Below are 26,052 nucleotides of genomic sequence, written 5' to 3' on the forward strand. Positions count from 1 at the left end.
GATCAGACGGGCTGCTGGCTTAGCGAAACCGTTCAAGTGGAGGGATGTTCTGTGAAACTGAGCGATAAAGAGCTTGAAATTATCGAAATATTGGAAAAAGACGCGCGGACGCCGATCGATGTGCTGGCGAAAATGATCGAGTTGCCGGTGGAAGAAACAGAGGCGCTCGTCAAAAAGCTGGAGGAGGCAAACGTGATCGTCCAATATACGGCGCTTGTCGATTGGCGGAAGGCGGACGGCCATGAAGGGGTGACGGCGATGATCGATGTGAAAGTGACCCCGAAGCGCGGCGTCGGCTTTGATGAGGTGGCGGAGCGCATTTACCGTTTTCCTGAAGTGAAATCGGTGTATTTAATGTCCGGCGCTTATGATTTGTCGGTCGTCATTGAAGGGCGGTCGATGGCGGACGTCGCCCAGTTTGTTTCAGAAAAACTGTCAACACTTGATTCCGTCATTTCGACGACCACCCATTTCATTTTGAAAAAATATAAACATGACGGCATCATCTTTGACCAAGGAGATCAAGATCGCCGCATCGTGGTGGCGCCATGAAGCCGCAAACGAGAAGAACGTATGTGTCGGAAACGGTCGCGGGCTTGAAGCCGTCCGGCATCCGCCGGTTTTTCGACCTCGCCTCAAGCCTTGACGGCGTCGTTTCCCTCGGCGTCGGTGAGCCGGACTTTGTCACATCTTGGAGCATCCGCGAGGCGAGCATTTTGTCGCTCGAGCAAGGCTATACGTCCTACACCGCGAACGCCGGGCTGTTCGAGCTGCGCCAAGAAATCGCCGCCTACTTGCGCCGCAAGTTTCATGTCGAATACCGTCCGGAGGCGGAAATTTTAGTGACGGTTGGGGCGAGCCAAGCGATTGATTTGGCGCTAAGGGCGATCGTCAATCCAGGTGATGAAGTGATTGTGGTGGAACCGGGCTTTGTCGCTTATGAACCGCTTGTGGTGCTTGCCGGCGGGACGCCCGTGGCTGTTCATGCGTCCGGCGCCGACGGGTTTCAGCTCGCGCCGGCGCGCATCGAACAAGCGATCACCGAGCGGACGAAGGCCGTAATCATTTGTTCGCCGAACAATCCGACCGGAACGGTGCTTCGCCCGTCGGAACTCGACGCGCTCGCCCGCCTGGCGGAGCGGCATGATTTCCTTGTCATTGCCGACGAAATTTACGCCGAGCTCACCTATGAAGGAGAGTATATAAGCATGGCCGCCGTTAGCGGCATGCGCGAACGGACGATTTTAATTTCCGGCTTCTCGAAAGGGTTTGCGATGACCGGCTGGCGGCTCGGCTTTGCGGCCGCACCGGAAGACATTTTGCAGGCGATGCTGAAAATCCATCAATATGCGATGATGTGTGCGCCGACGATGGCGCAATACGGCGCCCTTGAAGCGCTCCGCAACGGGGAGCACGAGGTTGAACATATGCGCAACAGCTATCGGCGGCGGCGCAACTATTTTGTCGCCGCGCTTAATGAAATCGGGCTGCCTTGCCACCTGCCGGGCGGGGCGTTTTACGCGTTCCCGTCCATTCGCCATACCGGCTTGACGTCCGAACAGTTTGCCGAGCGGCTGCTTTTGGAAGAAAAAGTGGCCGTTGTTCCAGGCAATGTCTTTGGCGCCAGCGGGGAAGGCTATATCCGCTGCTCGTACGCTTCGTCGCTTGAGCAGCTGCAGGAAGCCATTAAACGGATGAAGCGGTTTTTGGCGCGCCTGTAACCGACGATGTTCCGCCATGGGCGGGGCATCTTTTTTTTGGGTTTTCCCTTCCGGGTATGTTATAATACAGAAACATAGATGAAACTAACAATAGGAGTGTTTTGCTTGCCAACGATGAAACGAGGAGCGATTGTGAAAGGGAAGGTGACAGGCATCCAGCCATATGGCGCGTTCGTCCAGCTTGAGGACGGCATGCAAGGGCTCATTCATATTTCGGAAATTTCACACCAGTTTGTGAAAGATGTGCGCGATTATGTCCATATCGGTGACGAAGTGACCGTCAAAGTGCTCGATGTCGACTATAAGGCAGGGCGGGCGAGCCTATCTTTAAAGGCGCTCGAGCCGGGCGGGGAGAGGGAAAAGCGCCAGGCGCGCATGAAAATGCCGCTTGAGTCCGGCTTTCGTCCGTTAAAAGAAAAGCTGCGCGAATGGATTGAGCAGTCGAAGAAAGAGGATTTACAGAAAAAATAAGACACCCACCGCCAAGCGGTGAGTGTCTCGCGTTATGTGCGCGTCGCTTTTGGCTCGGCGCGCTCAAGCTCTTCGGTCGGCTTGAACAGCAGCGCTAAGTTGACCAAGCCGGCGATGCCGACAAGGCTGTAAATAATGCGCGACCAGACCGAATCTTGGCCGCCGAAAATGGCGGCAACTAGATCAAATTGAAAAAATCCAATCAGTCCCCAGTTAATGGCACCAATGATCGTCAACAATAAGGCAATGCGCTGCCATGTTCCCATCATGTACGCCTCCTTTGGAAAATTTCTTTCATTCACTTATAGGGTGAATCATAGCCGCAAAAAATATGCATGGTTTGCCGCCGAAGCGCCCGGCTTTACAACCGTAGCGGGCATCGCCATAATAGAAGCAAAAGGAGGAAGATACATATGCAAACCTTTACGTTTCGCAATCCGACGAAACTCATTTTCGGGAGAGGGCAAATTGAACAGCTGAAAGAAGAAGTGCCGCAGTACGGCAAAAAGGTGCTGCTTGTCTATGGGGGCGGCAGCATTAAACGAAGCGGGCTGTATGATGAAGTGATCGGCCGATTGACGGACATTGGCGTCGAAGTCGTCGAACTGCCGGGCGTCGAGCCGAACCCCCGCCTTTCGACCGTCAGAAAAGGGGTGGACATTTGCAAGCGGGAAGGGATTGAGTTTTTGCTTGCCGTTGGCGGCGGCAGCGTGATCGACTGTACAAAAGCGATCGCGGCCGGCGCGAAGTTTGATGGCGACCCGTGGGAGTTCATTGCGAAAAAAGCGGCCGTCACCGACGCGCTGCCGTTTGGAACCGTCCTGACGCTGGCGGCGACCGGTTCGGAAATGAACGCCGGCTCGGTGATCACGAACTGGGAGACGAAAGAAAAATACGGCTGGGGCAGCCCGGTGACATTCCCGCAATTTTCGATTTTGGACCCGACGTACACGATGACGGTGCCGAAAGATCATACCGTTTACGGCATCGTCGATATGATGTCGCATGTGTTTGAGCAATATTTCCATCATACGCCGAACACACCGCTGCAAGACCGAATGTGCGAGGCGGTGTTAAAAACGGTCATCGAGGCGGCGCCGAAACTCGTCAATGACTTGGAGAACTATGAGCTGCGCGAAACGATCATGTACTCGGGCACGATCGCCTTAAACGGCTTTTTGCAAATGGGCGTGCGCGGCGATTGGGCGACGCACAACATCGAGCACGCCGTCTCCGCCGTGTACGATATCCCGCACGCCGGGGGATTGGCCATTTTGTTTCCGAACTGGATGAAGCACGTGCTTGATGAAAACGTCAGCCGTTTCGCCCAACTGGCGGTGCGCGTCTTTGATGTCGACCCGACGGGCAAAGCGGAACACGACGTGGCGCTTGAAGGCATCGAGCGGCTGCGCGAGTTCTGGTCGAGCCTTGGGGCGCCGTCGCGATTGGCCGATTATGGCATCGGCGAGGAAAATCTCGAGCTGATGGCGGATAAAGCGATGGCGTTCGGTGAGTTCGGCCATTTTAAAACGTTACACCGTGACGATGTGCTTGCCATTTTGCGCGCGTCTTTATAAGAAGCCTTATTCGAGGCCGGCCGGCGACTTGAATGCCAGGCCGGCTTTTTGAATGGCGGTCGCATGCCTGTGCCTAACGATGGCAGCTCCGCCTCGGTGAAGACCGCCGCGCCGCCCTTGGACGAAGCGGCGCTCTCCTGCCCGTTGGCCGCCGGAGAAAGCCGCTATGGCCCGGTGAAAATTGTCGGAATTGAATCCGCTTTCGCCTAACGGCATCGCTTGATTTCCCTTGTCCGTTCGGCTAAAGTGAAAGAAGGCAATGATTCTTGAAGGGGAGGCGGAATGGAATGACCCATATTCGTTTCGATTATTCCAAAGCGCTCGCCTTTTTTGGCGAACATGAGCTTACATACTTGCGCGATGCGGTGAAAGTCGCGCACCATTCGCTCCATGAAAAAACCGGCACCGGCAGCGACTTTTTAGGGTGGCTCGACTGGCCGGTCGACTATGACAAAGACGAATTTGCCCGCATCAAGCAGGCGGCGAAAAAAATTCAATCCGACTCCGATGTCCTTCTTGTCATCGGCATCGGCGGTTCGTACCTCGGGGCGCGCGCAGCGATTGAGATGCTGCATCATTCGTTTTACAACGCCTTGCCGAAAGAGAAGCGGAAAACGCCGCAAATCATCTTTGCCGGCAACAACATCAGCTCGACGTATATGAAAGATGTCATCGATTTTCTCGAAGGAAAAGATTTTTCGATCAACGTCATTTCCAAATCGGGAACGACGACCGAGCCGGCGATCGCCTTCCGTATTTTCCGCAAGCTGCTTGAGGACAAGTACGGCAAAGAGGAAGCGCGCCGCCGCATTTACGCGACGACCGACAGCAAGCGCGGCGCCTTGCGGACGCTCGCTGAAGAGGAAGGGTACGAAACGTTCGTCATTCCGGACGACATCGGCGGCCGCTATTCGGTGCTGACAGCGGTAGGGTTGCTGCCGATTGCCGCCAGCGGCGCCGACATTGATGCCATGATGGAAGGAGCGGCCAAGGCGCGCGACGATTTCAGTTCCTCGGAGCTTGACGAAAACGCCGCCTATCAATACGCGGCCATTCGCAACATTTTGTACAACAAAGGGAAAACGATCGAGCTGCTCGTCAACTACGAACCGGCCTTGCATTATTTCGCCGAATGGTGGAAGCAGCTGTTCGGCGAAAGCGAAGGGAAAGACCAAAAAGGCATTTATCCAGCTTCAGCCGACTTCTCGACTGATTTGCATTCGCTCGGCCAATACATTCAAGAAGGGCGCCGCGACTTGTTTGAAACGGTGTTGAAACTCGAAGAGCCGCGCCATGAGTTGGTCATCGAAGCAGAGGAAAACGACCTTGACGGGCTGAACTATTTAGCCGGCCAAACGGTCGACTTCGTCAACACGAAAGCGTTCGAAGGGACGCTTCTCGCCCATACGGACGGCGGCGTGCCGAATTTGGTCGTTACGTTGCCGAAGCTCGATGAATATACGTTCGGCTACCTCGTTTACTTCTTTGAAAAAGCGTGCGCCATGAGCGGCTATTTGCTCGGGGTCAACCCATTTGATCAGCCAGGCGTGGAGGCGTACAAGAAAAACATGTTCGCCCTTTTAGGCAAACCGGGCTACGAAGAGCTGAAAGAGGAGCTGGAGAAACGGTTGAACTAACAAGGTTTTTTAGGTGGCCAAGCCGCTGTTTCATAACATGTGCGGCCGATTGCGGCCGCATTGGAGTGAGTCGAAAAAACGCTTCTCCTCCCTCAGTCGGGGGAAGAGGCGTTTTTTGTTTTTGTGCCCTGTTCGCTTGTTGTCTATGTCTCCGGCGTTCGGTTAAGGCGGATGATCGAAGCGGTGAAAGATGAATTCCTTCTATGGCGCCAGGGGCCGCCAAAGGGTTCTCCAGACGTTGTGTTCCTTCTCGGCGGTTGGACAAATAATTGCCGCCAAACGGGAAACGATAAAAGGGAAGGAGGGGTTGTGCATGATTGAAATTCCATCACGGTTGGAAGGAAAACAGTTTCAGCTTTATCATTTAGAAGAACAGTTAAAGCCGCTCGGGTATGCGATCGGCGGCGGCTGGGATTATGACCACGGCTATTTTGACTATAAAATCGCAGACCATTTAGGCTACCAATTTTTGCGCGTGCCGTTTCAAGCGATCGACGGGCAGCTCGATTCGCATGGCACAACGGTCGAACTCGGGCGTCCGTTTTTGCTTGCACATAAATATCAGCGCGGCATTGACGATTTCGCCGATGTGGGCAATGCGGGAGCGGCGTTCAACCAGTTTGCCGAACCGCAGGACCCGGACGCGACCGTTCCGGAGCAATATATTTCCGTCGGCAAAGCGCTCGTTCAAGAGCTGGAGCGCCGCCTGCTCGATTAAGGAACAAACACGAACAGGCGGTCGCTTTCTTTAATAGGGCGTTGCGGCAAAACAGAAAGGTTTCCGTTATCGCCGCGGACGACGCCGAGCAGCGTAATATTTTGCTCGAACAGCTGTTGCTGAACAGCAGCGAACGGCTGGCCGATTTGTCGTTCGTCCGGGGCGAGAAGGCGCAAGGTTTGTTCGCCAAATCGGCCGAGCATCCTTTCGATCGCGCCGGCGATTCCCGGCGAGCGAAGGCTGGCCGCCATCGCGGTGCCCGCCAATAAGTTCGTTTGGATCACCTCATCCGCCCCGGCGCGAAAAGCGTTTTGGACGTTGCGAGCGGTCAAGATTTCCACGATGGTGTACACCGATGGGTTAAGGCTTTTGGCGGCAAGCAGCGTGACAATCGTATCTTTATCGGCGTCCTCTTCCGCTTTATGCGGGTCAGCAGTAATGAGCACAAACTGAGCGTGGCCGATATTCGCCTTTTCGAGCACCGCGTCATCGTGTGCTGATCCTTTAATGAAGTGAACCGGAACGTTCGGCAACGGATGGGACGGCACGGTCGCATCAATGAGCACAAAGCGGAGCGGCGAGCCGCGCTGCGCCAGGCGGAGCAACACTTCCCGCGTCCGCTCGTTCCACCCGACAATGATAACATGGCCTCGTTCTGTATACGGGAGCTCTCCGCTTGTGAGCGCCGTTTCCCGAGATGCCGCTGCCGCCGATATCGAAGCGAAATAAGCAGTGATAATTCCGGTGCCAAGGGCAATGAGTACGATGGCGGCAAGCTTCCCCGCGACCGTTTTCGGAACGATATCGCCATAGCCGATCGTCGCCGCTGTCACAATGGCCCACCAAATGCCATCAAAGACCGTGCGGAACGTCTCTGGTTCAATTAGGCGCATGAGGGCGCCAAACAATACGATCATGGCGCTGGCTGCGGCAAACAAACGGAGAACAACTGGCATCCGCCAATAGGAGACAAGCACATCTTTCGTTTTCATCCATCCATCCCTCTTTTCACTGATTCCCTCTTTAGTGTGGACGGTTTTTGCATAAACATTCCTGTTCCTTGCCATACTAGGAAACGGAACATCACGGAAAGGAGACAATGACTGATGGACATGAATCGTGTGAAACAAATCGTTTCATCCCCTGCAGATATCCCGGTGTATTACAACGGGGTATCGGTTTGGATTGACGGGTATGATGAAGAAAAACAAATGGCGACCGTCCACTTGCGCGACGGCCGGCTCAATGAGCGCCGGGACGTGCCGGTGGCGGAACTGGAAGAAAAGTGAAAGAGCGGCTCGACGGCGGAAGGCAACAGCGCCCCTCGGCCTTCGATTTTCTGAAAGTGTCCTGACTTGTAGCAGGACACTTTTTTTATCATTTTCAACCGAGAAGAATACCCCTCGAGCAATATGTCATTGGCGTTGTGGCACTTTTTTTATCATTTTCAACCGAGAAGCCCCTGCTTCTGGGCGTGAGCGGGTGAACCAGTCTTTGCCGCCGGCTTCCCTGGCCTTTATTTGCAAACAGTATTCTCCGCGATGCGGCATTGTTGTAAGAGAGGACTTTTGACATCTGACTATTTGGTCATTAACATATAGTTTGTGACTATGCAGTCAGCAAAGATGAGTATGAATGTAAAGGGGAGAAGCGCGTGAGGAAAGTTATTCAGTTTTCGCTCAATAATCAGCTCGCCATTTGGATTTTGACGATCATTGTTGCTGTGGCGGGGTTGTATTCGGGAATGAACATGAAGCTTGAAACGATCCCGAACATTAACGTTCCGTTCATTTCCGTCTCGACGGTCTATCCGGGAGCTGCGCCGGAAGAAGTGGCCAAGAAGGTGACGGAGCCGATTGAACAGCGGGTCGAACATTTGGACGGTGTCACGGTTGTCCGTTCCTCTTCCTTTCAACATGCATCGTTTGTACAAATTGAATATGATTTCGACAAAGATATGGACAAAGCGCAAAACGAAGTGAAAGAGGCCCTTAGTCATCTGAAGCTGCCTGACGGGGTGCAGGAGCCGGACGTTTCGCGCATTAGCTTTTCCGCTTTTCCGGTCATCTCAGTAAGCATCACCCATCCAAATGAATCGTTGGCCGAGCTGACGGAAACGGTTGAGCGTCATGTCGTTCCGGAGCTAGAGGGCATCGACGGCGTCGAGTCGGTGGAAGTCGCCGGCCAGCAAATGCAAGAAGTGACCATTCGATTCGATGAACAAAAGTTGCGGCAGTACGGGCTGACTGAACAATCGGTCATCAACGTCATTCAAGCTTCCGCTGTTTCGCTTCCGCTCGGGCTGTACACGTTTGGCGATGCGGAAAAATCGGTCGTCATTGACGGACGCATCGTCACGGTCGATGATTTAAAAGCGCTCCGCATTCCGGTCGCCCCAGCTACTGGAGCGGCACAGTCACCGATGACAGGCGGCGGAGGAATGGGAGCGGCCGGTCAGATGCAAGGAATGACGGCGGGTCAAGGAGTATCAACCCAAACGCAAGGCGCCGCTTCCGACCGGAAAGGGCAGATGCCGGGAGGAGCGGGAAACAGCGCGTTCGGCCAGACGGACGGATCTGTGGCCATTCCTTCCGTTCCACTGCGCGAGCTTGCGGAAGTGGAAGTCGTCGCCAAAGCGGAATCGATTTCGCGGACGAACGGCGAACCGTCAATCGGCGTGCAAATCGTTAAAGCACAAGATGCCAATACGGTCACCGTCGTTAACGCCGTCAAGGAAAAGATCAAAGATCTTGAGAAGCGCTATGACGGATTGCGCATCATCACCGTGTTTGACCAAGGGAAGCCGATTGAAGATTCGGTGAACACGATGGTGGACAAAGCGGTGTTTGGCGCGCTGTTTGCGGTTGTTGTCATCTTCCTGTTTTTGCGCAACGTCCGCACGACGTTGATTTCCATCGTGTCGATTCCGCTGTCGCTGCTGATGGCGATTTTGCTGCTGCATGAGATGGATATTACGCTCAATCTCATGACGCTTGGTGCGATGACGGTGGCGATCGGCCGCGTCATCGACGATTCGATCGTTGTGGTGGAAAACATTTACCGGCGCATGACATGGCCGGGCGAACCGCTCACTGGAAAAGAACTGATCGTCTCGGCGACGAAAGAAATGTTTATCCCGATCGCGTCGTCGACGATTGTAACGGTGGCCGTCTTTTTGCCGCTCGGGTTGGTCAAAGGGATGGTCGGCGAGCTGTTTTTGCCGTTTGCGCTGACGATCGTGTTTGCTCTGCTCGCCTCGCTGATCGTTGCCGTGACCGTCGTTCCAGCGCTGGCTCACTGGCTGTTTGGCAACGGCGCGGCCGCGAAACGCGCCCGGGCGAAGGAGCGAAAAAGCATCTTGGCGTCTTGGTATAAAACGGTGCTCCGTTGGTCGTTGGATCATAAACTCATCGTGAGCGGCGCGGCGGTGTTATTGCTTGTCGCAAGTTTGTTCCTCGTCCCGTATGTCGGGGTCAGCTTCTTGCCGTCCGATGAGCAAAAAATGATCGTTGCCACGTACAGTCCTGCACCGGGGCAAACGGTGGATCAAGTGGAACGCATCGCCAAAGAAGTGGAGACGTTTTTCGAGAAGCGCAAAGGGGTAAAGAACATTCAACTGTCCGTCGGCGGGGGCAACCCGATGAATCCTGGACAAGACAATGCCGCGCTGTTTTATGTCGAGTATGACCCCGATGTGGAAAACTTTTCCGAAGAGAAGGAAAAGGTGATGAAGGCGCTTGGTGAGCGCGGAGACAAAGGGGAATGGCAAAGCCAGGACGTTTCCGGCACCGGGGCATCCAATGTGATTGAGCTTAACGTGTATGGAGATCGAATGGAAGAGATCGAGCCCATTGTTGAGAACGTAGCGGACATTTTGCGCGATCACGATGAACTGACGAATGTGAAAACAAGCATGTCCGCCCGGTTTGAAGAATACACGCTTGTCGCTGACCAGCAAAAATTAAGTGAATTCGGATTGACTGCTGCGCAAATCGCCGCAGCGTTGTCCGAGAATGGCGAGCGCCAAGCGATTGCGACGGTCAAGCAAGATGGGGAAGATCTTAACGTCTACATTGCGGCTGAAAAAGAGCAATACGACGATATTCGTGATTTGATGAAAAAAACGATCGTGTCGCCGCTTGGTGTCCAAGTGCCGATAGAAGATGTGGCCGAGTTGAAAAAAGGAGATACGTACAGCGAAATTCAGCGCTATGACGGCCGAGTATACGCGAGCGTGTCGGCGGAAGTGAAAACGAAAGACGTCGCCGCTGTGTCGGCGGACGTGCAAAAAGCCATCGACAAGCTGCGCGTTCCGCCCAATGTCGATGTCCACATGGGAGGAGTCACCGAAGATATCGAAGAGGCGTTCACCCAGCTCGGATTGGCGATGCTCGCTGCCGTAGCGATCGTATATTTTGTGCTTGTCGTCACGTTTGGCGGCGGGTTGGCGCCGTTTACGATTTTGTTCTCGCTGCCGTTTACCGTCATTGGTGCGCTCCTGGCTCTGTTTATTGCTGACGAAACCATCAGCATTTCGGCGCTCATCGGCATGTTGATGTTGATTGGCATCGTGGTCACGAACGCCATCGTTTTGATTGACCGCGTCATTCATAAAGAACGCGACGGACTGTCGACGCGCGAAGCGCTTTTGGAAGCGGCCGAGACGCGCTTGCGCCCGATTTTAATGACGGCCATCGCGACTGTCGGCGCGTTGCTCCCGCTCGCGTTTGGAATGGAAGGCGGGGCGTTGATTTCCAAAGGGCTCGGGGTGACCGTCATCGGCGGGTTGACAAGCTCTACACTTTTAACGCTCATCATCGTCCCGATCGTTTATGAGACATTGATGAAGTGGAAGAAAAAAGGAGCTTCGGGAAGCGAGTGACAGGCGCTCGCGTCTTGATGCCGCAGAGGGTGGAGAAGCTCGTCGATCGTCGGCTGCCGCTTCGCCGCCCTTGATCCAACGTCCCCAGTCTCGAATCGTTGCCGAAAGCCCGCTTGAAACGCTGGCCAAGCAGAAGGAATCGGTGTTTCGTTGCCGGGCGCTATGGCTTCAGTGGCGGCACAAGATAGGGCGTTTGTGTTGAAGCTAAAACAAGGTGGGGAAACACGGCGCATTCGTTCGCTTGATGAGAGAGGAAAGGGAATACGCCAGGGCGGCGCAAGATTTTTCTTGCGTGAAGCGGCTTCCTCCTTTGCATCACCGGCTTTCAGGGAGGCTGCTTTTGGCGAAAAAGGAACGGAGTGAGCCTGGAATGACCAGACTCGCGCCGCTTTTTGAGCCTTTGCTGGAGAAAGCCAAGGCTTTAGCGGGGGAGCGGAAGGTTCACTTGGCCGCGGTTTGGCGAAGGAAACGAGCGGCGGTCCCCAATGGAGAGCGTAGACATCCTCACGACGGCGCGGCCGAGGATGGACGCTTGGCGGTGCGGGCGATGCGCGCTGTCACGAATAGGGCACAAGCGAGAAAGAGGACGTCATCGACCGCCAAATAAGTCGCCGATGACGGTGGCGGCGACGACTGACCCGGCTGCGATGCTGACGGCTTGCCACGCGCGGCACAACAAAAGGGCGGCGATGGACATCGAGAAAAACAGCCGAGCGAAGCGGCGACGTATACGCCAAGGCCAAAAAGCAGCACGGTGCGCCGCCCTTTTCGGTCGGTGAGCGGTCCGTAGATGATTTGCATCATCGCAAGGAAAAAGGTGAAAATCGAAATCGTCAAGTTGATCAAAAAGGAAGAAGTCGCGAACGCGGCCCTCACTTCTGATAAAATAGGAGTGTAAATCGTTTGGGGAAACGGGCCGAGAAACGCGGCGAGCGACACAAAATAGACAACGAGCTGGCGTTTCACGTTTTTCCCTTTCTTTCCCTGTGCATCGTGATGATTATACTCCCGCTTTTTCTGCTTTTGGAAACGAAATGCTTATGGAAAAAAGGTGGAGATGCAGGATGGAACGATGGTTGATTCGTGATGCAACGGCGGCGGATTTGCCGCACATTGTCCGCATTTATAACGAAACGATCCCAAGCCGGATGGTGACGGCGGATTTGGAGCCGGTGTCGGTGGAAAGCCGGAAAGCGTGGTTTGAAGCGCATGATCCTCACCATCGGCCGCTCTGGGTGGTGGAAGATGGCGGCGATATTTGCGCCTGGCTCAGTTTCCAATCGTTTTACGGCCGCCCGGCGTACCGCCATACGGCCGAGGTGAGCATTTATATTGCCGAATCGCACCGCGGCCAAGGATTGGGGACGAAGCTGCTGAAGCAAGCGGTCGACAAGGCGCCGGCGCTTGGGATGAAGACGCTGCTCGGCTTTATTTTTGCCCATAACGAACCAAGCCTGCGGCTTTTTGCCCGCTTCGGGTTTGAACGATGGGGATATTTTCCGCGCATTGCTGAGCTTGACGGCATCGAACGCGATTTAGTCATCGTCGGCAAGCGGCTTGTATAAAATGGTGATGGATCGGGCAGTGATAATCATAACGATGTAAGGAAAGAGGGAAGGACATGAACGTGATGCCCATTCGGCTGTTTACCATCCAAGATGGGGAAGGATTTGTCGCTGATGCGTTTCAATGCCCAGTGACCGGCAACTTGATTTACAAATCGTCCGGCACACCATCGGTCATTGCGTACACAGAATTGACCGATGAGCAAATCATGCGCCTCGAAAAATACGGCTTCCGTCCACTCGGGGCGAAGCCGGGGCGAATGGCTGGCGGGGACGCCGGCATTGAAGAGTTGCTTCCGAAGCAATGACCAGAAACAACGGGCATGAAAACGCCGCGTTTGCGGAAAACGTTGAGGAAGCTGTTTTCAAGGCGGTGACGGAACGAGCAGCTAAGGGGAACTTGCTTTCCATCAAAAAAGACCTGTCCGGTGGGGACAGGCCTTTTTTGTATGGCGATCGTCATTTCAGCTGACGGATGAGCCAATACACCGCTGCGGCCGCTGCCGCGCCGAGCAGCGTGTAAACAATCGGATGGCCCGATCGTTCGGAAGCGGCTGCTTCTTGCTCACGGCTAGGCGCACGATCGGTTTGGTTCATCTCTTCTTCAGCTTGTGGGTCGGTGTTCGGCGCTCCCTCCCGTTTCGTGTCCGATGGTGATTCTCGCTTCGTGTCCGAACTAGCCCTTTCATTTTCTGCAACGGAGCGCCCGCCGTACATGCCGGCGCCATTCCGCTTTGCTTCCTCGTACGCCTCGCGGACGCGCGATTCATATTGATAATCGCCATAGTCGTAAAAATCCTCGACCAGTCCGGCCTTGGCGAGGTCTTCTTGCAACAGGCGGTTGTCGACCCATACCCAGGCGAGCAGCCGCTGGTATTTGTCAAACAATGTATTTCCATCTGTTTCAAGCACAATGTCCCCTTTTTGCAGGCGGGAGCACGTAAACTGGCTCGCTTCTTTTCCGTATGGCTCGACTTCGATCGTGCTTTCCGGCGTGTCAATGAACAAAAAGCGCGTTGTATACACGTGGCCGTTGACACGGAATTTGGCCGTGTCCCCGTCCACGCACTCCACCAATGCCGCTTCATATGTCCGGCCTAGACGCAGCGAAGCATCGTCTGCTTTTTTCCCAAGCGTATGCCCGTCTAAGTCAATCCGCTCCGCAGTGAGATTCCGCTTGCATCGTTCATTGCCGTTGTATGTTTGAATGAGCTTGATTAGCTCTTCTTTCGTTTTTGCCTGTTTCGCCAATGCGGTTGGTTCGTGCAGCAAGTACGTGCAGTCGCTGTTGTGGAAATGCCCGCCCAATTCATCCAATGTGCCCGGATGGGCGAAAACAGAAACGGGAAATAGGATCAGTAAGCAAAAAAACAGAATCGCAGTTTGTTTCAACGCTCTCCCTCCGTTCGAAAAGGTGTTGCTTCACGTTGTATCGTTTCACCAAAGACGCGATGAAAGCAACGAAACGCCCCAACTGGCTCTGTTAACATATGTTTACCTGTTTTGGGTGCATTTTTGCCGTATGGTTTCATAACGGATGCGATTCACTCTCTCGACGAAAGTGATGGAACATGCCGATTTGTTCTTTTATACGGATATTCAGCCATTTTATGTGTATTTTTGGCGTTTTTTAGCGTGAAATCGGGCCAAAATCGCTGTTGTCGCGCCATTAGGTGATTTGATGGCGTTTGAAATAAAGTTTATCAAAGAGATGGAACGATCATAAAGAAATTTGGCTGCAAACGAGTTCTTTATTTATCGTTTAAAGGGGGAGAGGGACGATGACCAAATTGCTTTTAGATGACGAGCCGCTCATCATTTTGCCACAGCTGGCCGTGGCGATCGGGTTGAATGAAAGCATTATCGTCCAACAGCTGCATTATTGGTTGGAGAAAAGTGAAAACGTTCGCGACGGCTGCAAATGGGTGTACAACACGTATGCCGACTGGCAGAAGCAGTTCCCGTTTTGGTCGGAAAGCACGGTCCGCCGCATCATCACGAAGCTCGAAAAAATGGGGATCCTCGCTTCCGCCAATTTCAACCGTTCCAAAATCGATAAAACGAAATGGTATCGGATCGACTACAACAAATTGGCTGAATGGACGCAGAAAACGATGGTCGTGCAGAGGAAACAGACGCCAAAACTCAATGGCAGCAGCGCGGGGGACAGCGGTTCACCCGTTCTCGACCGCACTTCCGCCGTTTCTTATGGCGCGTTGATGTCCCACGATGGCAGTTCAGCTGTTGCGAATCGCATCCCGATGCTTCAAGGCGGTGCATCGACCGTTCAAGACGGCAATGGGCTTTGTTCCAATGAAGCCCCCATCGTGCGAGATGACAGTAGGTCGGCTTTCGATGGCATGTCGATCGTTTTGACGGTGCCAAATCAACGGACAGAGGGCGACATCGCTTGTTCGTTTCTCCAAGGCGAACAAATGGCAGAGGAAACGGCCGATCGACCGGTTCAACATGGGCGGCTAGGCGATGAATTGACCGATCGACCGGTTCAACATGGATGGGTGAAAGGGAAATCGGGGGATCCGTCCATTCAAAATAGATGCGCGACAGAGCAAATGGCCTGCCCACCTATTCCAATCGGTTCGCTGGCGGATGAAATTGCCCATTCATCGGTTCAACATGGGCGGCCAGCCGATGAAGTTGCTTATTTGCCGGTTTCAACTGGACGGTCAGTCGATGAACGGGACTGTCCGTCTGTCCAAAATGAGCGGCCGATGGATGAAATCCACCGTCCATCCGCCCAAAACGAGCGGCCGACGGACGAAATCGCCCGATCATCTGTTCAAACTGGCCCGTCCGCCTGGTCAAATTGGTCCATCGGGGCGCTCAATGTGAACAGCCCGATACCAGAGAATACAACAGAGATCACATCAGAGAGGAACAGAGAAGAGAAAGAAGACGGCGAGCGCGTGCGCGCCTACAAGGAGCTTGTTCGCTTCTGTGAGCAAAACGGATTTGGGGCGATCGGAGGGTATTTGCGGGAAAAAATCAATGTGTGGGTGGATGACACGTCCGAAGAAGTCGTCTTAGAAGCGTTAAAAATTGCGGTGGAAAACGGGGCAAAACGATGGGTGTACGTCGAGACGATCTTGCGCGACTGGGCGGAAAAAGGGTATCGCACCGTCGACGAAGTGCGGGCGGCACGGCTTGCGTTTCGAAAGCAGCGGGTGAACCAACGGTCTACCTCGTCTTCAACAGCGGGCGGCAGAACGATGCGGAAGCCGATCCGCACAGAGATCGTGCCTGACTGGCTGAACATGGACTACAGCCAACCGGAAGAAGACGACTTTGACATCGAACAAGCGCGCCGGGAGCTCGAGGAGCGCTTAAAAAAATATAAAGAACCATCCTAGGCGACGGCCTCCATGGAACGAAAGGAGTACCGGGCGTCTCTCGCATGTGACTTTGTTGCCCGCTGCTCGTTGGGAGATCGCAGCCGCTGATTCATCGACGAAGCGTTTCGATGGGGCGCCCCTCCCGATCAAACAAAAACCCCCTGCTGCGCAAGGGGGTGGTGAATGGAGCATACCGGGCTCGAACCGGTGACCTTCGCGCTGCCAGCACGACGCTCTCCCAACTGAGCTAATGCCCCAAAAGAATATGATGATTTGTCCATGTTCTATTATACCTAGATGGATGGCCGCTTGCAATCTTTTTTTTATCAGCCGCTTTCAATATCGACATGGACGATGGCGTCAATGGAGTGAATGGCGTAATAAATGTCGGCGGTCGAGCGCCGTTGGTCGACGACGGCCTTTAATTTCAATAAGTGTTGGTTTTCCTCTACATCTTTAATGCGCATCGTTTTTATATTGATGTGCTGCTGCTTTAAATGATCGATCACTTTCGTAATGTTTTTTCCGTCCGCAACCGTAATTTGCAACAGTACCTCTTTTTCTCGCAGCTGCTTCGGACCGAAAAAGTTAATTAAAAACGGAATGAGTTCGACACTAACGATTAGAAGCGCGACACCAAACGCCGATTCCCAATAAAAGCCTGCTCCGACCGCCACCCCGATGCCTGCAGCTCCCCAGATGATCGCGGCGGTCGTCAGTCCGGTGATGCTGTCGTTGCCACGGCGCAAAATCACGCCCGCTCCTAAAAAACCGACCCCGGATACGATTTGGGCGGCCAAGCGAAGCGGATCCATCGTAATATGGTCTTTCGACGGAAAGACGTACGCCGATTCAATGGAAACGATCGTCAATAAGCAGCTGGAAATTGAGATGACAAGGCACGTTTTCAAACCAACCGGTTTTCGTTTCAATTCCCGTTCCAGTCCGATAATCAACCCGAGGACGGCCGAAATCCCTAATTTGAGGAACGGATCAAACATCATGTTTCTCACCTCGTTCGTGATATAATAGTAAGAAAACAGTTGTCAAGGAGATGGAGAGATGCAACCGCCAAGCCAAATAAAGGCATATGCCGCCTTATTGATCGGCGCGCTGGCCGTGTCGACGTCCGCCATTTTCGTCAAATGGTCGCAGGCGCCGTCAGCCGTGATCGCTTTTTATCGGCTCTTTTTCGCCGTTGTCATCATGACGCCGTTTTTTCTCCGCCATATTCATGAACTAAAGCACATCTCCCGGCGCGACTGGCTGTTTTCCGTTTGTTCCGGCGTGCTGCTTGCGTTTCATTTTATTCTTTGGTTTGAATCACTCGACTATACATCAGTCACAAGCTCGGTCGTGCTTGTGACGCTGCAGCCGCTGTTTGCTTTTGCTGGGGGGGCGCTCTTTTTCCGCGAACGGCTGACGATCGGGGCGATCGGGAGCGCTCTTTTGGCCATTGCTGGAAGCATCCTCATCAGCTGGGGCGATTTTCGCGTCAGCGGAGAGGCGCTGTATGGCGACATGCTGGCGTTATTGGCGTGCGCGATGGTGACAGCGTATTGGCTGTTCGGTCAGGAATTGCGCCAACGGTTATCGCTTATGACGTATACATATATCGTCTATGGCATCAGCGCTGTGACGTTGTACGTGTATACCGCACTATCCCGTTTTTCGCTAACAGCGTACCAACCGACCGACTGGCTTTGTTTTCTCGCCTTAGCTATCGTTCCGACGCTGTTCGGCCATTCGGTAATGAACTGGGCAGTCAAATGGGTGAGCGCCTCAACGGTGTCGATGGTCATTTTATTTGAGCCCATCGGCGCTTCGGCCTTGGCGTATTGGCTGTTTGACGAACAGATCCGCCTGTTTCAATGGGTTGGCGGTATTTTTATTTTAACAGGAATCAGTCTGTATTTGTGGGAGAAAAACGAAAAAGGGCCGCTAACGATACAAGAAAGTAGCGGACCCTAACGTCCCGGCGATGAACGATGGGCGGGGCGGCAAGCGGAATTCGTTCAACGGGCGGGCGAATTGGGACAAATATGTGAAGTTGACTTGCGTAATATGGGGGAGAAGATAGGCGGATTTCGTCGCTCCCTGTTTACGCTTCCGATTAAGGGCGGCAATGATGCCGTCTTCTGTTTGAATGCCGATGCCATGCCCGTAAAACAAGCCGTCGCCTAAGTAAATCGTATTTTCCCCCTGCCATTGGGGCGTCGACGGGTCGAATTCCGGGTTTTTAAAATAGAGGCAGTCCCCGGGGAGAAAATGTTCTCCCTTTTTTGTATGGATGCCAAGATCTCGATCGGTATGCCAGTCGTACAAAAGCAAATTGGCGAACAGACGGTTGAACGCTGCGACGTCAATTGTGTCGAGCACCGCTTTATAAAAGACGATGACAATGGCCGTCGCACACTCAAAGGCGTACAGTTCGCTATTAATGAAAATGTCTTTAATGGCTTCTGAAGCAGGGACGCCCGGCCGCAGCCGAAAACCGCCTCGCTCGTCCCGCTCCCAAAACTGGCCGTTGCAGCGCGAAAAACGAAAAATGGCAAACCGTGCCCGGCTCTTCGCTAAGTCGACCGCAGCTTGGACGATGTGGGCGCGCAACGCAATTTCAAATCGCAGTTGTCGTTCATTTGGATATGTGTACAGCACAGGCGAAGAAACAAGAGCGTTTAGGATCGCCTGCTCGTTTTTCGAAAGGGAAGACGAGTAAGACGGGCTCAAACCGGATGGCAAAGCTAAAATGCGGATCAAAGTCTAGATGCCTCCTTGAAAACAACATATGATATTGAAATGTATGCGCCCGATGCCGCACGTATTCGTTAGTTTTTGGAGAAAATGATCGGTCTGTGGGCGTCATTTTTGCATTCAAATAAAGAGCGGGAGCTGCTCTTCACTGTTTCTTGTGAGGACCGCTGGCCTTGAAATCGTCTGTTTGATGCCCCGGTATAAAAAGCTCGGCCACGAACGTTTTTCTAAACATAAGGGAAGGGAGAAGGACTGCATATTTCGTTTTCTTGTTTGGATGAGGGCCGCCTCCTTATAACCGCTTCTCTATAACAAATCAAGCGTCCAACATCTTGCGCAAGGCACATGAGGAACAAGAGCAGCGCCTGTTTGACTGTTTCCGTTTCGTGATCAGGGGGCGCAACAATCTACGGCAGGGAGACTTAGAAGGCTGGTGATTTAATGAGAAAAGTAGTTTAAGACCGATTCTTCTCAAATAGAGAGGCCTTGTAAAATCAACGCTTACTTCCCAACAAACCCTATCGATTTGGCAAACAGAATTGTTTTTTCACCAACCTTTTAGGGAGGTTGCTAAAGAAAAAGACTACGTACTTAAGATAATGGAGAGCGGGGAGCTAGAGGAGGATGTGATGACGTGCTCCTCAAAAAAATAAAAAAAGGTATTGCATTTTCAAGATTAGGGTGGTATATTAAATAGCGTCGCTGCTGAACAAGGTGTTCGGCGGTGATGAGAAAGAAAAAAGTGGTTGACATCGAAAAGATGTTATGCTACTATAAAGAAGCTGCTCGCAAGAGACAAGTTCGTTGAACGGCTTCTTGCAAGAGAAAACAACTTGCGTGTGAGTGATTCGATAAAACGGAATCCCTCAATGCCACATGATATCGACTAATCTCGTTCTTTGAAAACTGAACGAAACAAAGCGCAACGAAAAGCTGAGGTCCGCGGCACCTTTGGTGCTGAGGCCGAAGCAAAAGCCAATCAACTTTCTATTGGAGAGTTTGATCCTGGCTCAGGACGAACGCTGGCGGCGTGCCTAATACATGCAAGTCGAGCGGACCGAATGAGAGCTTGCTCTTGTTTGGTTAGCGGCGGACGGGTGAGTAACACGTGGGCAACCTGCCCGCAAGACCGGGATAACTCCGGGAAACCGGAGCTAATACCGGATAACACCGAAGACCGCATGGTCTTTGGTTGAAAGGCGGCTTCGGCTGTCACTTGCGGATGGGCCCGCGGCGCATTAGCTAGTTGGTGAGGTAACGGCTCACCAAGGCGACGATGCGTAGCCGGCCTGAGAGGGTGACCGGCCACACTGGGACTGAGACACGGCCCAGACTCCTACGGGAGGCAGCAGTAGGGAATCTTCCGCAATGGACGAAAGTCTGACGGAGCGACGCCGCGTGAGCGAAGAAGGCCTTCGGGTCGTAAAGCTCTGTTGTGAGGGACGAAGGAGCGCCGTTTGAACAAGGCGGCGCGGTGACGGTACCTCACGAGAAAGCCCCGGCTAACTACGTGCCAGCAGCCGCGGTAATACGTAGGGGGCGAGCGTTGTCCGGAATTATTGGGCGTAAAGCGCGCGCAGGCGGTTCCTTAAGTCTGATGTGAAAGCCCACGGCTCAACCGTGGAGGGTCATTGGAAACTGGGGGACTTGAGTGCAGGAGAGGAGAGCGGAATTCCACGTGTAGCGGTGAAATGCGTAGAGATGTGGAGGAACACCAGTGGCGAAGGCGGCTCTCTGGCCTGCAACTGACGCTGAGGCGCGAAAGCGTGGGGAGCAAACAGGATTAGATACCCTGGTAGTCCACGCCGTAAACGATGAGTGCTAAGTGTTAGAGGGGTCACACCCTTTAGTGCTGCAGCTAACGCGATAAGCACTCCGCCTGGGGAGTACGGCCGCAAGGCTGAAACTCAAAGGAATTGACGGGGGCCCGCACAAGCGGTGGAGCATGTGGTTTAATTCGAAGCAACGCGAAGAACCTTACCAGGTCTTGACATCCCCTGACAACCCAAGAGATTGGGCGTTCCCCCTTCGGGGGGACAGGGTGACAGGTGGTGCATGGTTGTCGTCAGCTCGTGTCGTGAGATGTTGGGTTAAGTCCCGCAACGAGCGCAACCCTTGCCTCTCGTTGCCAGCATTCAGTTGGGCACTCTAGAGGGACTGCCGGCTAAAAGTCGGAGGAAGGTGGGGATGACGTCAAATCATCATGCCCCTTATGACCTGGGCTACACACGTGCTACAATGGGCGGTACAAAGGGCTGCGAACCCGCGAGGGGGAGCGAATCCCAAAAAGCCGCTCTCAGTTCGGATTGCAGGCTGCAACTCGCCTGCATGAAGCCGGAATCGCTAGTAATCGCGGATCAGCATGCCGCGGTGAATACGTTCCCGGGCCTTGTACACACCGCCCGTCACACCACGAGAGCTTGCAACACCCGAAGTCGGTGAGGTAACCCTGACGGGAGCCAGCCGCCGAAGGTGGGGCAAGTGATTGGGGTGAAGTCGTAACAAGGTAGCCGTACCGGAAGGTGCGGCTGGATCACCTCCTTTCTAAGGACGAAAAGCGGAAGCGCCGCGATCGGCTCTCGAAGCCAAATGTTCTTCACCCGCAGGGGTGCTTGCACCCCGAGGGGGAAGGTGATTTGGCAGAAGAGAGCCAGGCGCTGGAGCTAGACAGTACGAAAAGCGAAGGCCGCCCGCCTATCGGCGAAACGCGCTGGAGGGCCTGCGAGGAGGCTCGAACCAAGCAAAGCTTGGTTCTGCGTGGGTGGTGCCATAGGAGCGTATGCAATGTGTCGCCGCCGCAGCAGGACCGAAGCGTCGCGAGCCGATGGCGGCCGGAGCTAGACAGTACGAAAAGCGAAGGCCTCTAACGGCCAACCATGAACAAATCGCGCTTTCGTTTCGTTCAGTTTTGAGGGAACGAGTAATGTTCTCTCAACGACAAAGATCGTTCCTTGAAAACTAGATAACCGATACACAAAAGGAAGAAGCCGAGACGCTTTAGGTTAAGCTAGAAAGGGCGCACGGTGGATGCCTTGGCACTAGGAGCCGATGAAGGACGGGGCAAACGCCGAAACGCTCCGGGGAGCTGTAAGCAAGCGTTGATCCGGAGATGTCCGAATGGGGGAACCCCCTGTCCGTAATGGGACAGGATCCATGCCTGAATCCATAGGGCATGGAGGGCACACCCGGGGAACTGAAACATCTTAGTACCCGGAGGAGAAGAAAGCAAACGCGATTCCCTGAGTAGCGGCGAGCGAAATGGGAACAGCCCAAACCAAGAGGCGTGCCTCTTGGGGTTGTAGGACCGCTCATGTGGGAGTGAGAAAGGAACGGGGTAGACGAACCGGTCTGGAACGGCCGGCCAGAGAAGGTGAGAGCCCTGTAGTCGAAACTTCGTTCCCTCCCGAGCGGCTCCTGAGTACGGCGGGACACGGGAAATCCCGTCGGAAGCAGGGAGGACCATCTCCCAAGGCTAAATACTCCCTAGTGACCGATAGTGAACCAGTACCGTGAGGGAAAGGTGAAAAGCACCCCGGAAGGGGAGTGAAAGAGAACCTGAAACCGTGTGCCTACAAGTAGTCAGAGCCCGTTTATGGGTGATGGCGTGCCTTTTGTAGAATGAACCGGCGAGTGACGATGGCGTGCGAGGTTAAGCCAAGAAGGCGGAGCCGCAGCGAAAGCGAGTCTGAACAGGGCGCATGAGTACGTCGTCGTCGACCCGAAACCAGGTGATCTACCCATGTCCAGGGTGAAGGCCGGGTAACACCGGCTGGAGGCTCGAACCCACGCACGTTGAAAAGTGCGGGGATGAGGTGTGGGTAGGGGTGAAATGCCAATCGAACTTGGAGATAGCTGGTTCTCCCCGAAATAGCTTTAGGGCTAGCCTCAAGGTAAGAGTGTTGGAGGTAGAGCACTGATTGGGCTAGGGGCCCTCATCGGGTTACCGAACCCAGTCAAACTCCGAATGCCAATGACTTATCCTTGGGAGTCAGACTGCGAGTGATAAGATCCGTGGTCAAGAGGGAAACAGCCCAGATCGCCAGCTAAGGCCCCTAAGTGCACGTTCAGTGGAAAAGGATGTGGAGTTGCGAAGACAACCAGGATGTTGGCTTAGAAGCAGCCACCATTTAAAGAGTGCGTAATAGCTCACTGGTCGAGTGACTCTGCGCCGAAAATGTACCGGGGCTAAACGTGCCGCCGAAGCTGCGGGATGACCGTTGGTCATCGGTAGGGGAGCGTTCTAAGGGCAGAGAAGCCAGACCGGAAGGACTGGTGGAGCGCTTAGAAGTGAGAATGCCGGTATGAGTAGCGAAAACAGAGGTGAGAATCCTCTGCGCCGAAAGCCTAAGGGTTCCTGAGGAAGGTTCGTCCGCTCAGGGTTAGTCGGGACCTAAGCCGAGGCCGAAAGGCGTAGGTGATGGACAACAGGTTGAGATTCCTGTACCACCTCCTTCCCGTTTGAGCGATGGGGGGACGCAGGAGGATAGGGTGAGCAGGCGGCTGGAAGAGCCTGTCCAAGCAGTGAGGCTGGCCAGCAGGCAAATCCGCTGGCTAAAAGGCTGAGCTGTGATGGCGACGGATTCGATCCGGAAGTCCCTGATTCCACACTGCCAAGAAAAGCCTCTAGCGAGGGAAGAGGTGCCCGTACCGCAAACCGACACAGGTAGGCGAGGAGAGAATCCTAAGGCGCGCGGGAGAACTCTCGTTAAGGAACTCGGCAAAATGACCCCGTAACTTCGGGAGAAGGGGTGCTCTTTCGGGTGATGAGCCTGGAAGAGCCGCAGTGAAAAGGCCCAAGCGACTGTTTATCAAAAACACAGGTCTCTGCGAAGCCGAAAGGCGAAGTATAGGGGCTGACACCTGCCCGGTGCTGGAAGGTTAAGGGGAGCGCTTAGCGCAAGCGAAGGTGCGAACCGAAGCCCCAGTAAACGGCGGCCGTAACTATAACGGTCCTAAGGTAGCGAAATTCCTTGTCGGGTAAGTTCCGACCCGCACGAAAGGTGTAACGACTTGGGCACTGTCTCAACGAGAGACCCGGTGAAATTATACTACCTGTGAAGATGCAGGTTACCCGCGACAGGACGGAAAGACCCCGTGGAGCTTTACTGCAGCCTGATATGGAATTTTGGTATCGCTTGTACAGGATAGGTGGGAGCCTGAGAAGCCGGAGCGCCAGCTTCGGTGGAGGCGGCGGTGGGATACCACCCTGGCGGTATTGAAATTCTAACCCGCACCCCTTAAGCGGGGTGGGAGACAGTGTCAGGTGGGCAGTTTGACTGGGGCGGTCGCCTCCCAAAAGGTAACGGAGGCGCCCAAAGGTTCCCTCAGAATGGTTGGAAATCATTCGGAGAGTGCAAAGGCACAAGGGAGCTTGACTGCGAGACGGACAGGTCGAGCAGGGACGAAAGTCGGGCTTAGTGATCCGGTGGTTCCGCATGGAAGGGCCATCGCTCAACGGATAAAAGCTACCCCGGGGATAACAGGCTGATCTCCCCCAAGAGTCCACATCGACGGGGAGGTTTGGCACCTCGATGTCGGCTCATCGCATCCTGGGGCTGTAGTCGGTCCCAAGGGTTGGGCTGTTCGCCCATTAAAGCGGTACGCGAGCTGGGTTCAGAACGTCGTGAGACAGTTCGGTCCCTATCCGTCGCGGGCGCAGGAAATTTGAGAGGAGCTGTCCTTAGTACGAGAGGACCGGGATGGACGCACCGCTGGTGTACCAGTTGTCCCGCCAGGGGCACCGCTGGGTAGCTATGTGCGGACGGGATAAGCGCTGAAAGCATCTAAGCGTGAAGCCCCCCTCAAGATGAGATTTCCCATCGCCAAAAGCGAGTAAGATCCCTCGAAGATGACGAGGTCGATAGGTCCGAGGTGGAAGCGTGGCGACACGTGGAGCTGACGGATACTAATCGATCGAGGGCTTAACCTAGAAAAGCGCAGGCGAGCGGGTCGCCGCGATGGGCAAATGTTCTTCACCCGCAGGGGCGCTTGCGCCCCGAGGGAGAAGGTTATTTGACCCCGAGCGGCGGCGAGCCGGAGCTAGACAGTACGAAAGCGGAGGCTTCTTCCCAAAAACGGTTATCTAGTTTTGAAGGAATGAAAAAAATCCTTGACAGATCAGCATTAATCAGTATAATAATAAATGTCTAAAGGAAAGATAATTGAGATGTGATTATTCCGCAGTAGCTCAGTGGTAGAGCAATCGGCTGTTAACCGATTGGTCGCAGGTTCGAATCCTGCCTGCGGAGCCATCTTGGAGAGCTGTCCGAGTGGTCGAAGGAGCACGATTGGAAATCGTGTAGGCGTGAATAGCGCCTCAAGGGTTCGAATCCCTTGCTCTCCGCCACTTATGAAAAACATGGCCCGTTGGTCAAGTGGTTAAGACACCGCCCTTTCACGGCGGTAACACGGGTTCGAATCCCGTACGGGTCACTTCTTCGTGGAGGATTAGCTCAGCTGGGAGAGCACTTGCCTTACAAGCAAGGGGTCGGCGGTTCGATCCCGTCATCCTCCACCACTTTCAAACATTCTATCGTCGCGGGGTGGAGCAACGAGCATTTGCTTCATCGAATACGCTGCGAGTTGCCCCGACGCATTCTGCTTCCTTGAGTCAACTGGTAGAGGAAGGGGCGATGATCATACGAAACAAAAATTCAGTGCATTATCGAAGTAAGTTCATTTTCTATCGTCGCGGGGTGGAGCAGTCCGGTAGCTCGTCGGGCTCATAACCCGAAGGTCGCAGGTTCAAATCCTGCCCCCGCAACCAAATGGTCCCGTAGTGTAGTGGTTAACATGCCTGCCTGTCACGCAGGAGATCGCGGGTTCGAGTCCCGTCGGGACCGCCATTGTTCCAAAATTACGAAAAATACGGTATGGCTCGGTAGCTCAGTCGGTAGAGACGAGCATCAGCATCATCGAGTTTGCTGCGAGTTGCCTCGACGCATTACACTTCCTTGAATCGGCTAGTAGAGGAAGAGGCACAGAGCAGTTCAATGAGCGGGATAAAAATAGTATATGGCTCGGTAGCTCAGTCGGTAGAGCAAAGGACTGAAAATCCTTGTGTCGGCGGTTCGATTCCGTCCCGAGCCACCACTAAACAACTAGAATAGGTTTGCATGCCGACTTAGCTCAATTGGTAGAGCAACTGAATCGTAATCAGTAGGTTGCGGGTTCAAGTCCTGCAGTCGGCACCATTTCTTGGAGGGGTAGCGAAGTGGCTAAACGCGGCGGACTGTAAATCCGCTCCCTTTGGGTTCGGCGGTTCGAATCCGTCCCCCTCCACCATCATGAAGGGGCATAGTTTAATGGTAGAACAGAGGTCTCCAAAACCTCCGGTGTGGGTTCGATTCCTACTGCCCCTGCCATTCAAATGAT

The 26,052-nt window shown here is 54.0% G+C and carries 19 protein-coding genes, 11 tRNA genes and 2 rRNA genes; 24 read left to right on the top strand and 8 right to left on the bottom strand.

The features are described 5' to 3' along the window. Positions 1–51: 51 nt before the first annotated feature. From IC803_RS02265 to yugI, 3 genes are all read left to right on the top strand, one after another. Positions 52–552 (top strand): Lrp/AsnC family transcriptional regulator, encoded by a 501-nt coding sequence (locus IC803_RS02265; protein ID WP_063164887.1) that lies wholly within the window; start codon positions 52–54, stop codon positions 550–552. Next, positions 549–1,721 carry an aminotransferase gene (locus IC803_RS02270; RefSeq protein ID WP_081207060.1) on the top strand — a complete coding sequence of 391 codons (1,173 nt, stop codon included), beginning with the start codon at positions 549–551 and terminating at the stop codon, positions 1,719–1,721. The genes IC803_RS02265 and IC803_RS02270 overlap by 4 nt, the downstream gene beginning before the upstream one ends. Before the next feature lie 105 nt (positions 1,722–1,826). Continuing rightward, positions 1,827–2,192 carry a S1 domain-containing post-transcriptional regulator GSP13 gene (yugI, locus tag IC803_RS02275; protein ID WP_081207059.1) on the top strand — a complete coding sequence of 122 codons (366 nt, stop codon included), beginning with the start codon at positions 1,827–1,829 and terminating at the stop codon, positions 2,190–2,192. Between the two features lie 32 nt (positions 2,193–2,224). Here the strand turns inward: yugI and IC803_RS02280 are convergent, their stop codons facing one another. Then, positions 2,225–2,458, bottom strand: coding sequence for a DUF378 domain-containing protein (locus IC803_RS02280; RefSeq protein ID WP_081207058.1), 234 nt, complete (start codon positions 2,456–2,458; stop codon positions 2,225–2,227). A 147-nt stretch (positions 2,459–2,605) separates the two neighbouring features. On the opposite strand from IC803_RS02280, the gene IC803_RS02285 reads away from it, so the two are divergent. Further along, complete coding sequence (locus IC803_RS02285; protein ID WP_081207057.1) at positions 2,606–3,769, top strand: iron-containing alcohol dehydrogenase; 1,164 nt, start codon at positions 2,606–2,608, stop codon at positions 3,767–3,769. A 6-nt stretch (positions 3,770–3,775) separates the two neighbouring features. Here the strand turns inward: IC803_RS02285 and IC803_RS02290 are convergent, their stop codons facing one another. Beyond that, on the bottom strand, positions 3,776–3,985 hold the full coding sequence (locus IC803_RS02290) for a hypothetical protein (RefSeq protein ID WP_081207056.1): 210 nt from the start codon (positions 3,983–3,985) through the stop codon (positions 3,776–3,778). Between the two features lie 71 nt (positions 3,986–4,056). On the opposite strand from IC803_RS02290, the gene IC803_RS02295 reads away from it, so the two are divergent. Next, positions 4,057–5,406 (top strand): glucose-6-phosphate isomerase, encoded by a 1,350-nt coding sequence (locus tag IC803_RS02295; RefSeq protein ID WP_081207055.1) that lies wholly within the window; start codon positions 4,057–4,059, stop codon positions 5,404–5,406. 313 nt (positions 5,407–5,719) lie between these two features. Next, positions 5,720–6,124, top strand: coding sequence for a YugN-like family protein (locus tag IC803_RS02300; RefSeq protein ID WP_081207054.1), 405 nt, complete (start codon positions 5,720–5,722; stop codon positions 6,122–6,124). Here the strand turns inward: IC803_RS02300 and IC803_RS02305 are convergent. Continuing rightward, the gene (locus IC803_RS02305) at positions 6,121–7,116 is read right to left on the bottom strand and encodes a potassium channel family protein (RefSeq protein ID WP_081207053.1); all 996 of its coding nucleotides are present in this window, start codon (positions 7,114–7,116) and stop codon (positions 6,121–6,123) included. The genes IC803_RS02300 and IC803_RS02305 overlap by 4 nt on opposite strands. 114 nt (positions 7,117–7,230) lie before the next feature. On the opposite strand from IC803_RS02305, the gene IC803_RS02310 reads away from it, so the two are divergent. Next, the gene (locus IC803_RS02310) at positions 7,231–7,413 is read left to right on the top strand and encodes an H-type small acid-soluble spore protein (RefSeq protein ID WP_063164896.1); all 183 of its coding nucleotides are present in this window, start codon (positions 7,231–7,233) and stop codon (positions 7,411–7,413) included. 365 nt (positions 7,414–7,778) lie between these two features. Beyond that, positions 7,779–11,006 carry an efflux RND transporter permease subunit gene (locus tag IC803_RS02315; protein ID WP_081207052.1) on the top strand — a complete coding sequence of 1,076 codons (3,228 nt, stop codon included), beginning with the start codon at positions 7,779–7,781 and terminating at the stop codon, positions 11,004–11,006. A 504-nt stretch (positions 11,007–11,510) separates the two neighbouring features. Here IC803_RS02315 and IC803_RS02320 read toward each other — a convergent pair. Then, on the bottom strand, positions 11,511–11,972 hold the full coding sequence (locus IC803_RS02320; protein WP_223812014.1) for an MFS transporter: 462 nt from the start codon (positions 11,970–11,972) through the stop codon (positions 11,511–11,513). A gap of 98 nt (positions 11,973–12,070) precedes the next feature. Between IC803_RS02320 and IC803_RS02325 the strand changes: the two genes are divergently transcribed. Both IC803_RS02325 and IC803_RS02330 read left to right on the top strand, forming a co-directional pair. Then, the gene (locus IC803_RS02325; protein WP_081207049.1) at positions 12,071–12,571 is read left to right on the top strand and encodes a GNAT family N-acetyltransferase; all 501 of its coding nucleotides are present in this window, start codon (positions 12,071–12,073) and stop codon (positions 12,569–12,571) included. A 56-nt stretch (positions 12,572–12,627) separates the two neighbouring features. Continuing rightward, entirely contained in the window at positions 12,628–12,879 is a 252-nt protein-coding gene (locus IC803_RS02330) for a hypothetical protein (RefSeq protein ID WP_081207048.1), read from the top strand. Between the two features lie 151 nt (positions 12,880–13,030). Here the strand turns inward: IC803_RS02330 and IC803_RS02335 are convergent, their stop codons facing one another. Further along, positions 13,031–13,963: a thermonuclease family protein gene (locus IC803_RS02335; protein WP_081207047.1), complete on the bottom strand. Its 933-nt coding sequence runs from the start codon at positions 13,961–13,963 to the stop codon at positions 13,031–13,033. Positions 13,964–14,352: 389 nt separating this feature from the next. On the opposite strand from IC803_RS02335, the gene IC803_RS02340 reads away from it, so the two are divergent. Next, positions 14,353–15,942, top strand: a complete 1,590-nt coding sequence (locus IC803_RS02340) for a DnaD domain-containing protein (protein WP_081207046.1) — start codon at positions 14,353–14,355, stop codon at positions 15,940–15,942. A gap of 166 nt (positions 15,943–16,108) precedes the next feature. Here IC803_RS02340 and IC803_RS02345 read toward each other — a convergent pair. Beyond that, positions 16,109–16,181 (bottom strand) — tRNA-Ala (locus IC803_RS02345). 69 nt (positions 16,182–16,250) lie between these two features. Then, positions 16,251–16,928: an MgtC/SapB family protein gene (locus tag IC803_RS02350; RefSeq protein WP_081207045.1), complete on the bottom strand. Its 678-nt coding sequence runs from the start codon at positions 16,926–16,928 to the stop codon at positions 16,251–16,253. A 58-nt stretch (positions 16,929–16,986) separates the two neighbouring features. On the opposite strand from IC803_RS02350, the gene IC803_RS02355 reads away from it, so the two are divergent. Next, a complete protein-coding gene (locus IC803_RS02355) occupies positions 16,987–17,895 on the top strand; it encodes a DMT family transporter (protein ID WP_081207044.1) in 909 nt (302 codons plus the stop codon). Here the strand turns inward: IC803_RS02355 and IC803_RS02360 are convergent. After that, positions 17,866–18,684 (bottom strand): protein-glutamine gamma-glutamyltransferase, encoded by an 819-nt coding sequence (locus tag IC803_RS02360; protein ID WP_081207043.1) that lies wholly within the window; start codon positions 18,682–18,684, stop codon positions 17,866–17,868. The two genes, IC803_RS02355 and IC803_RS02360, sit on opposite strands and share 30 nt — an antisense overlap. Positions 18,685–19,665: 981 nt before the next feature. Here IC803_RS02360 and IC803_RS02365 point away from each other — a divergent pair. The 12 genes from IC803_RS02365 to IC803_RS02420 all read left to right on the top strand — a co-directional run bounded on the left by IC803_RS02365 (position 19,666) and on the right by IC803_RS02420 (position 26,042). Continuing rightward, positions 19,666–21,222 (top strand): 16S ribosomal RNA (locus tag IC803_RS02365). Positions 21,223–21,678: 456 nt separating this feature from the next. Further along, positions 21,679–24,607 (top strand): 23S ribosomal RNA (locus tag IC803_RS02370). The 16S and 23S rRNA genes sit together here with 10 tRNA genes alongside, the layout of an rRNA operon. Before the next feature lie 247 nt (positions 24,608–24,854). Next, positions 24,855–24,929 (top strand) — tRNA-Asn (locus IC803_RS02375). Positions 24,930–24,933: 4 nt separating this feature from the next. Further along, positions 24,934–25,024 (top strand) — tRNA-Ser (locus IC803_RS02380). A 14-nt stretch (positions 25,025–25,038) separates the two neighbouring features. Further along, positions 25,039–25,110: transfer RNA gene (locus IC803_RS02385), tRNA-Glu, on the top strand. A gap of 9 nt (positions 25,111–25,119) precedes the next feature. Then, positions 25,120–25,195 (top strand) — tRNA-Val (locus IC803_RS02390). Positions 25,196–25,367: 172 nt separating this feature from the next. Continuing rightward, a tRNA-Met gene (locus IC803_RS02395) sits at positions 25,368–25,444 on the top strand. Positions 25,445–25,447: 3 nt separating this feature from the next. Continuing rightward, positions 25,448–25,523, top strand: a tRNA-Asp gene (locus tag IC803_RS02400). A 171-nt stretch (positions 25,524–25,694) separates the two neighbouring features. Then, positions 25,695–25,770, top strand: a tRNA-Phe gene (locus IC803_RS02405). Positions 25,771–25,795: 25 nt separating this feature from the next. Next, positions 25,796–25,871: transfer RNA gene (locus tag IC803_RS02410), tRNA-Thr, on the top strand. A 6-nt stretch (positions 25,872–25,877) separates the two neighbouring features. Then, positions 25,878–25,962: transfer RNA gene (locus IC803_RS02415), tRNA-Tyr, on the top strand. A 6-nt stretch (positions 25,963–25,968) separates the two neighbouring features. Then, positions 25,969–26,042, top strand: a tRNA-Trp gene (locus IC803_RS02420). Positions 26,043–26,052: the final 10 nt, after the last annotated feature.

It is taken from the genome of Geobacillus sp. 46C-IIa, from assembly GCF_014679505.1.
Lineage (GTDB): Bacteria > Bacillota > Bacilli > Bacillales > Anoxybacillaceae > Geobacillus.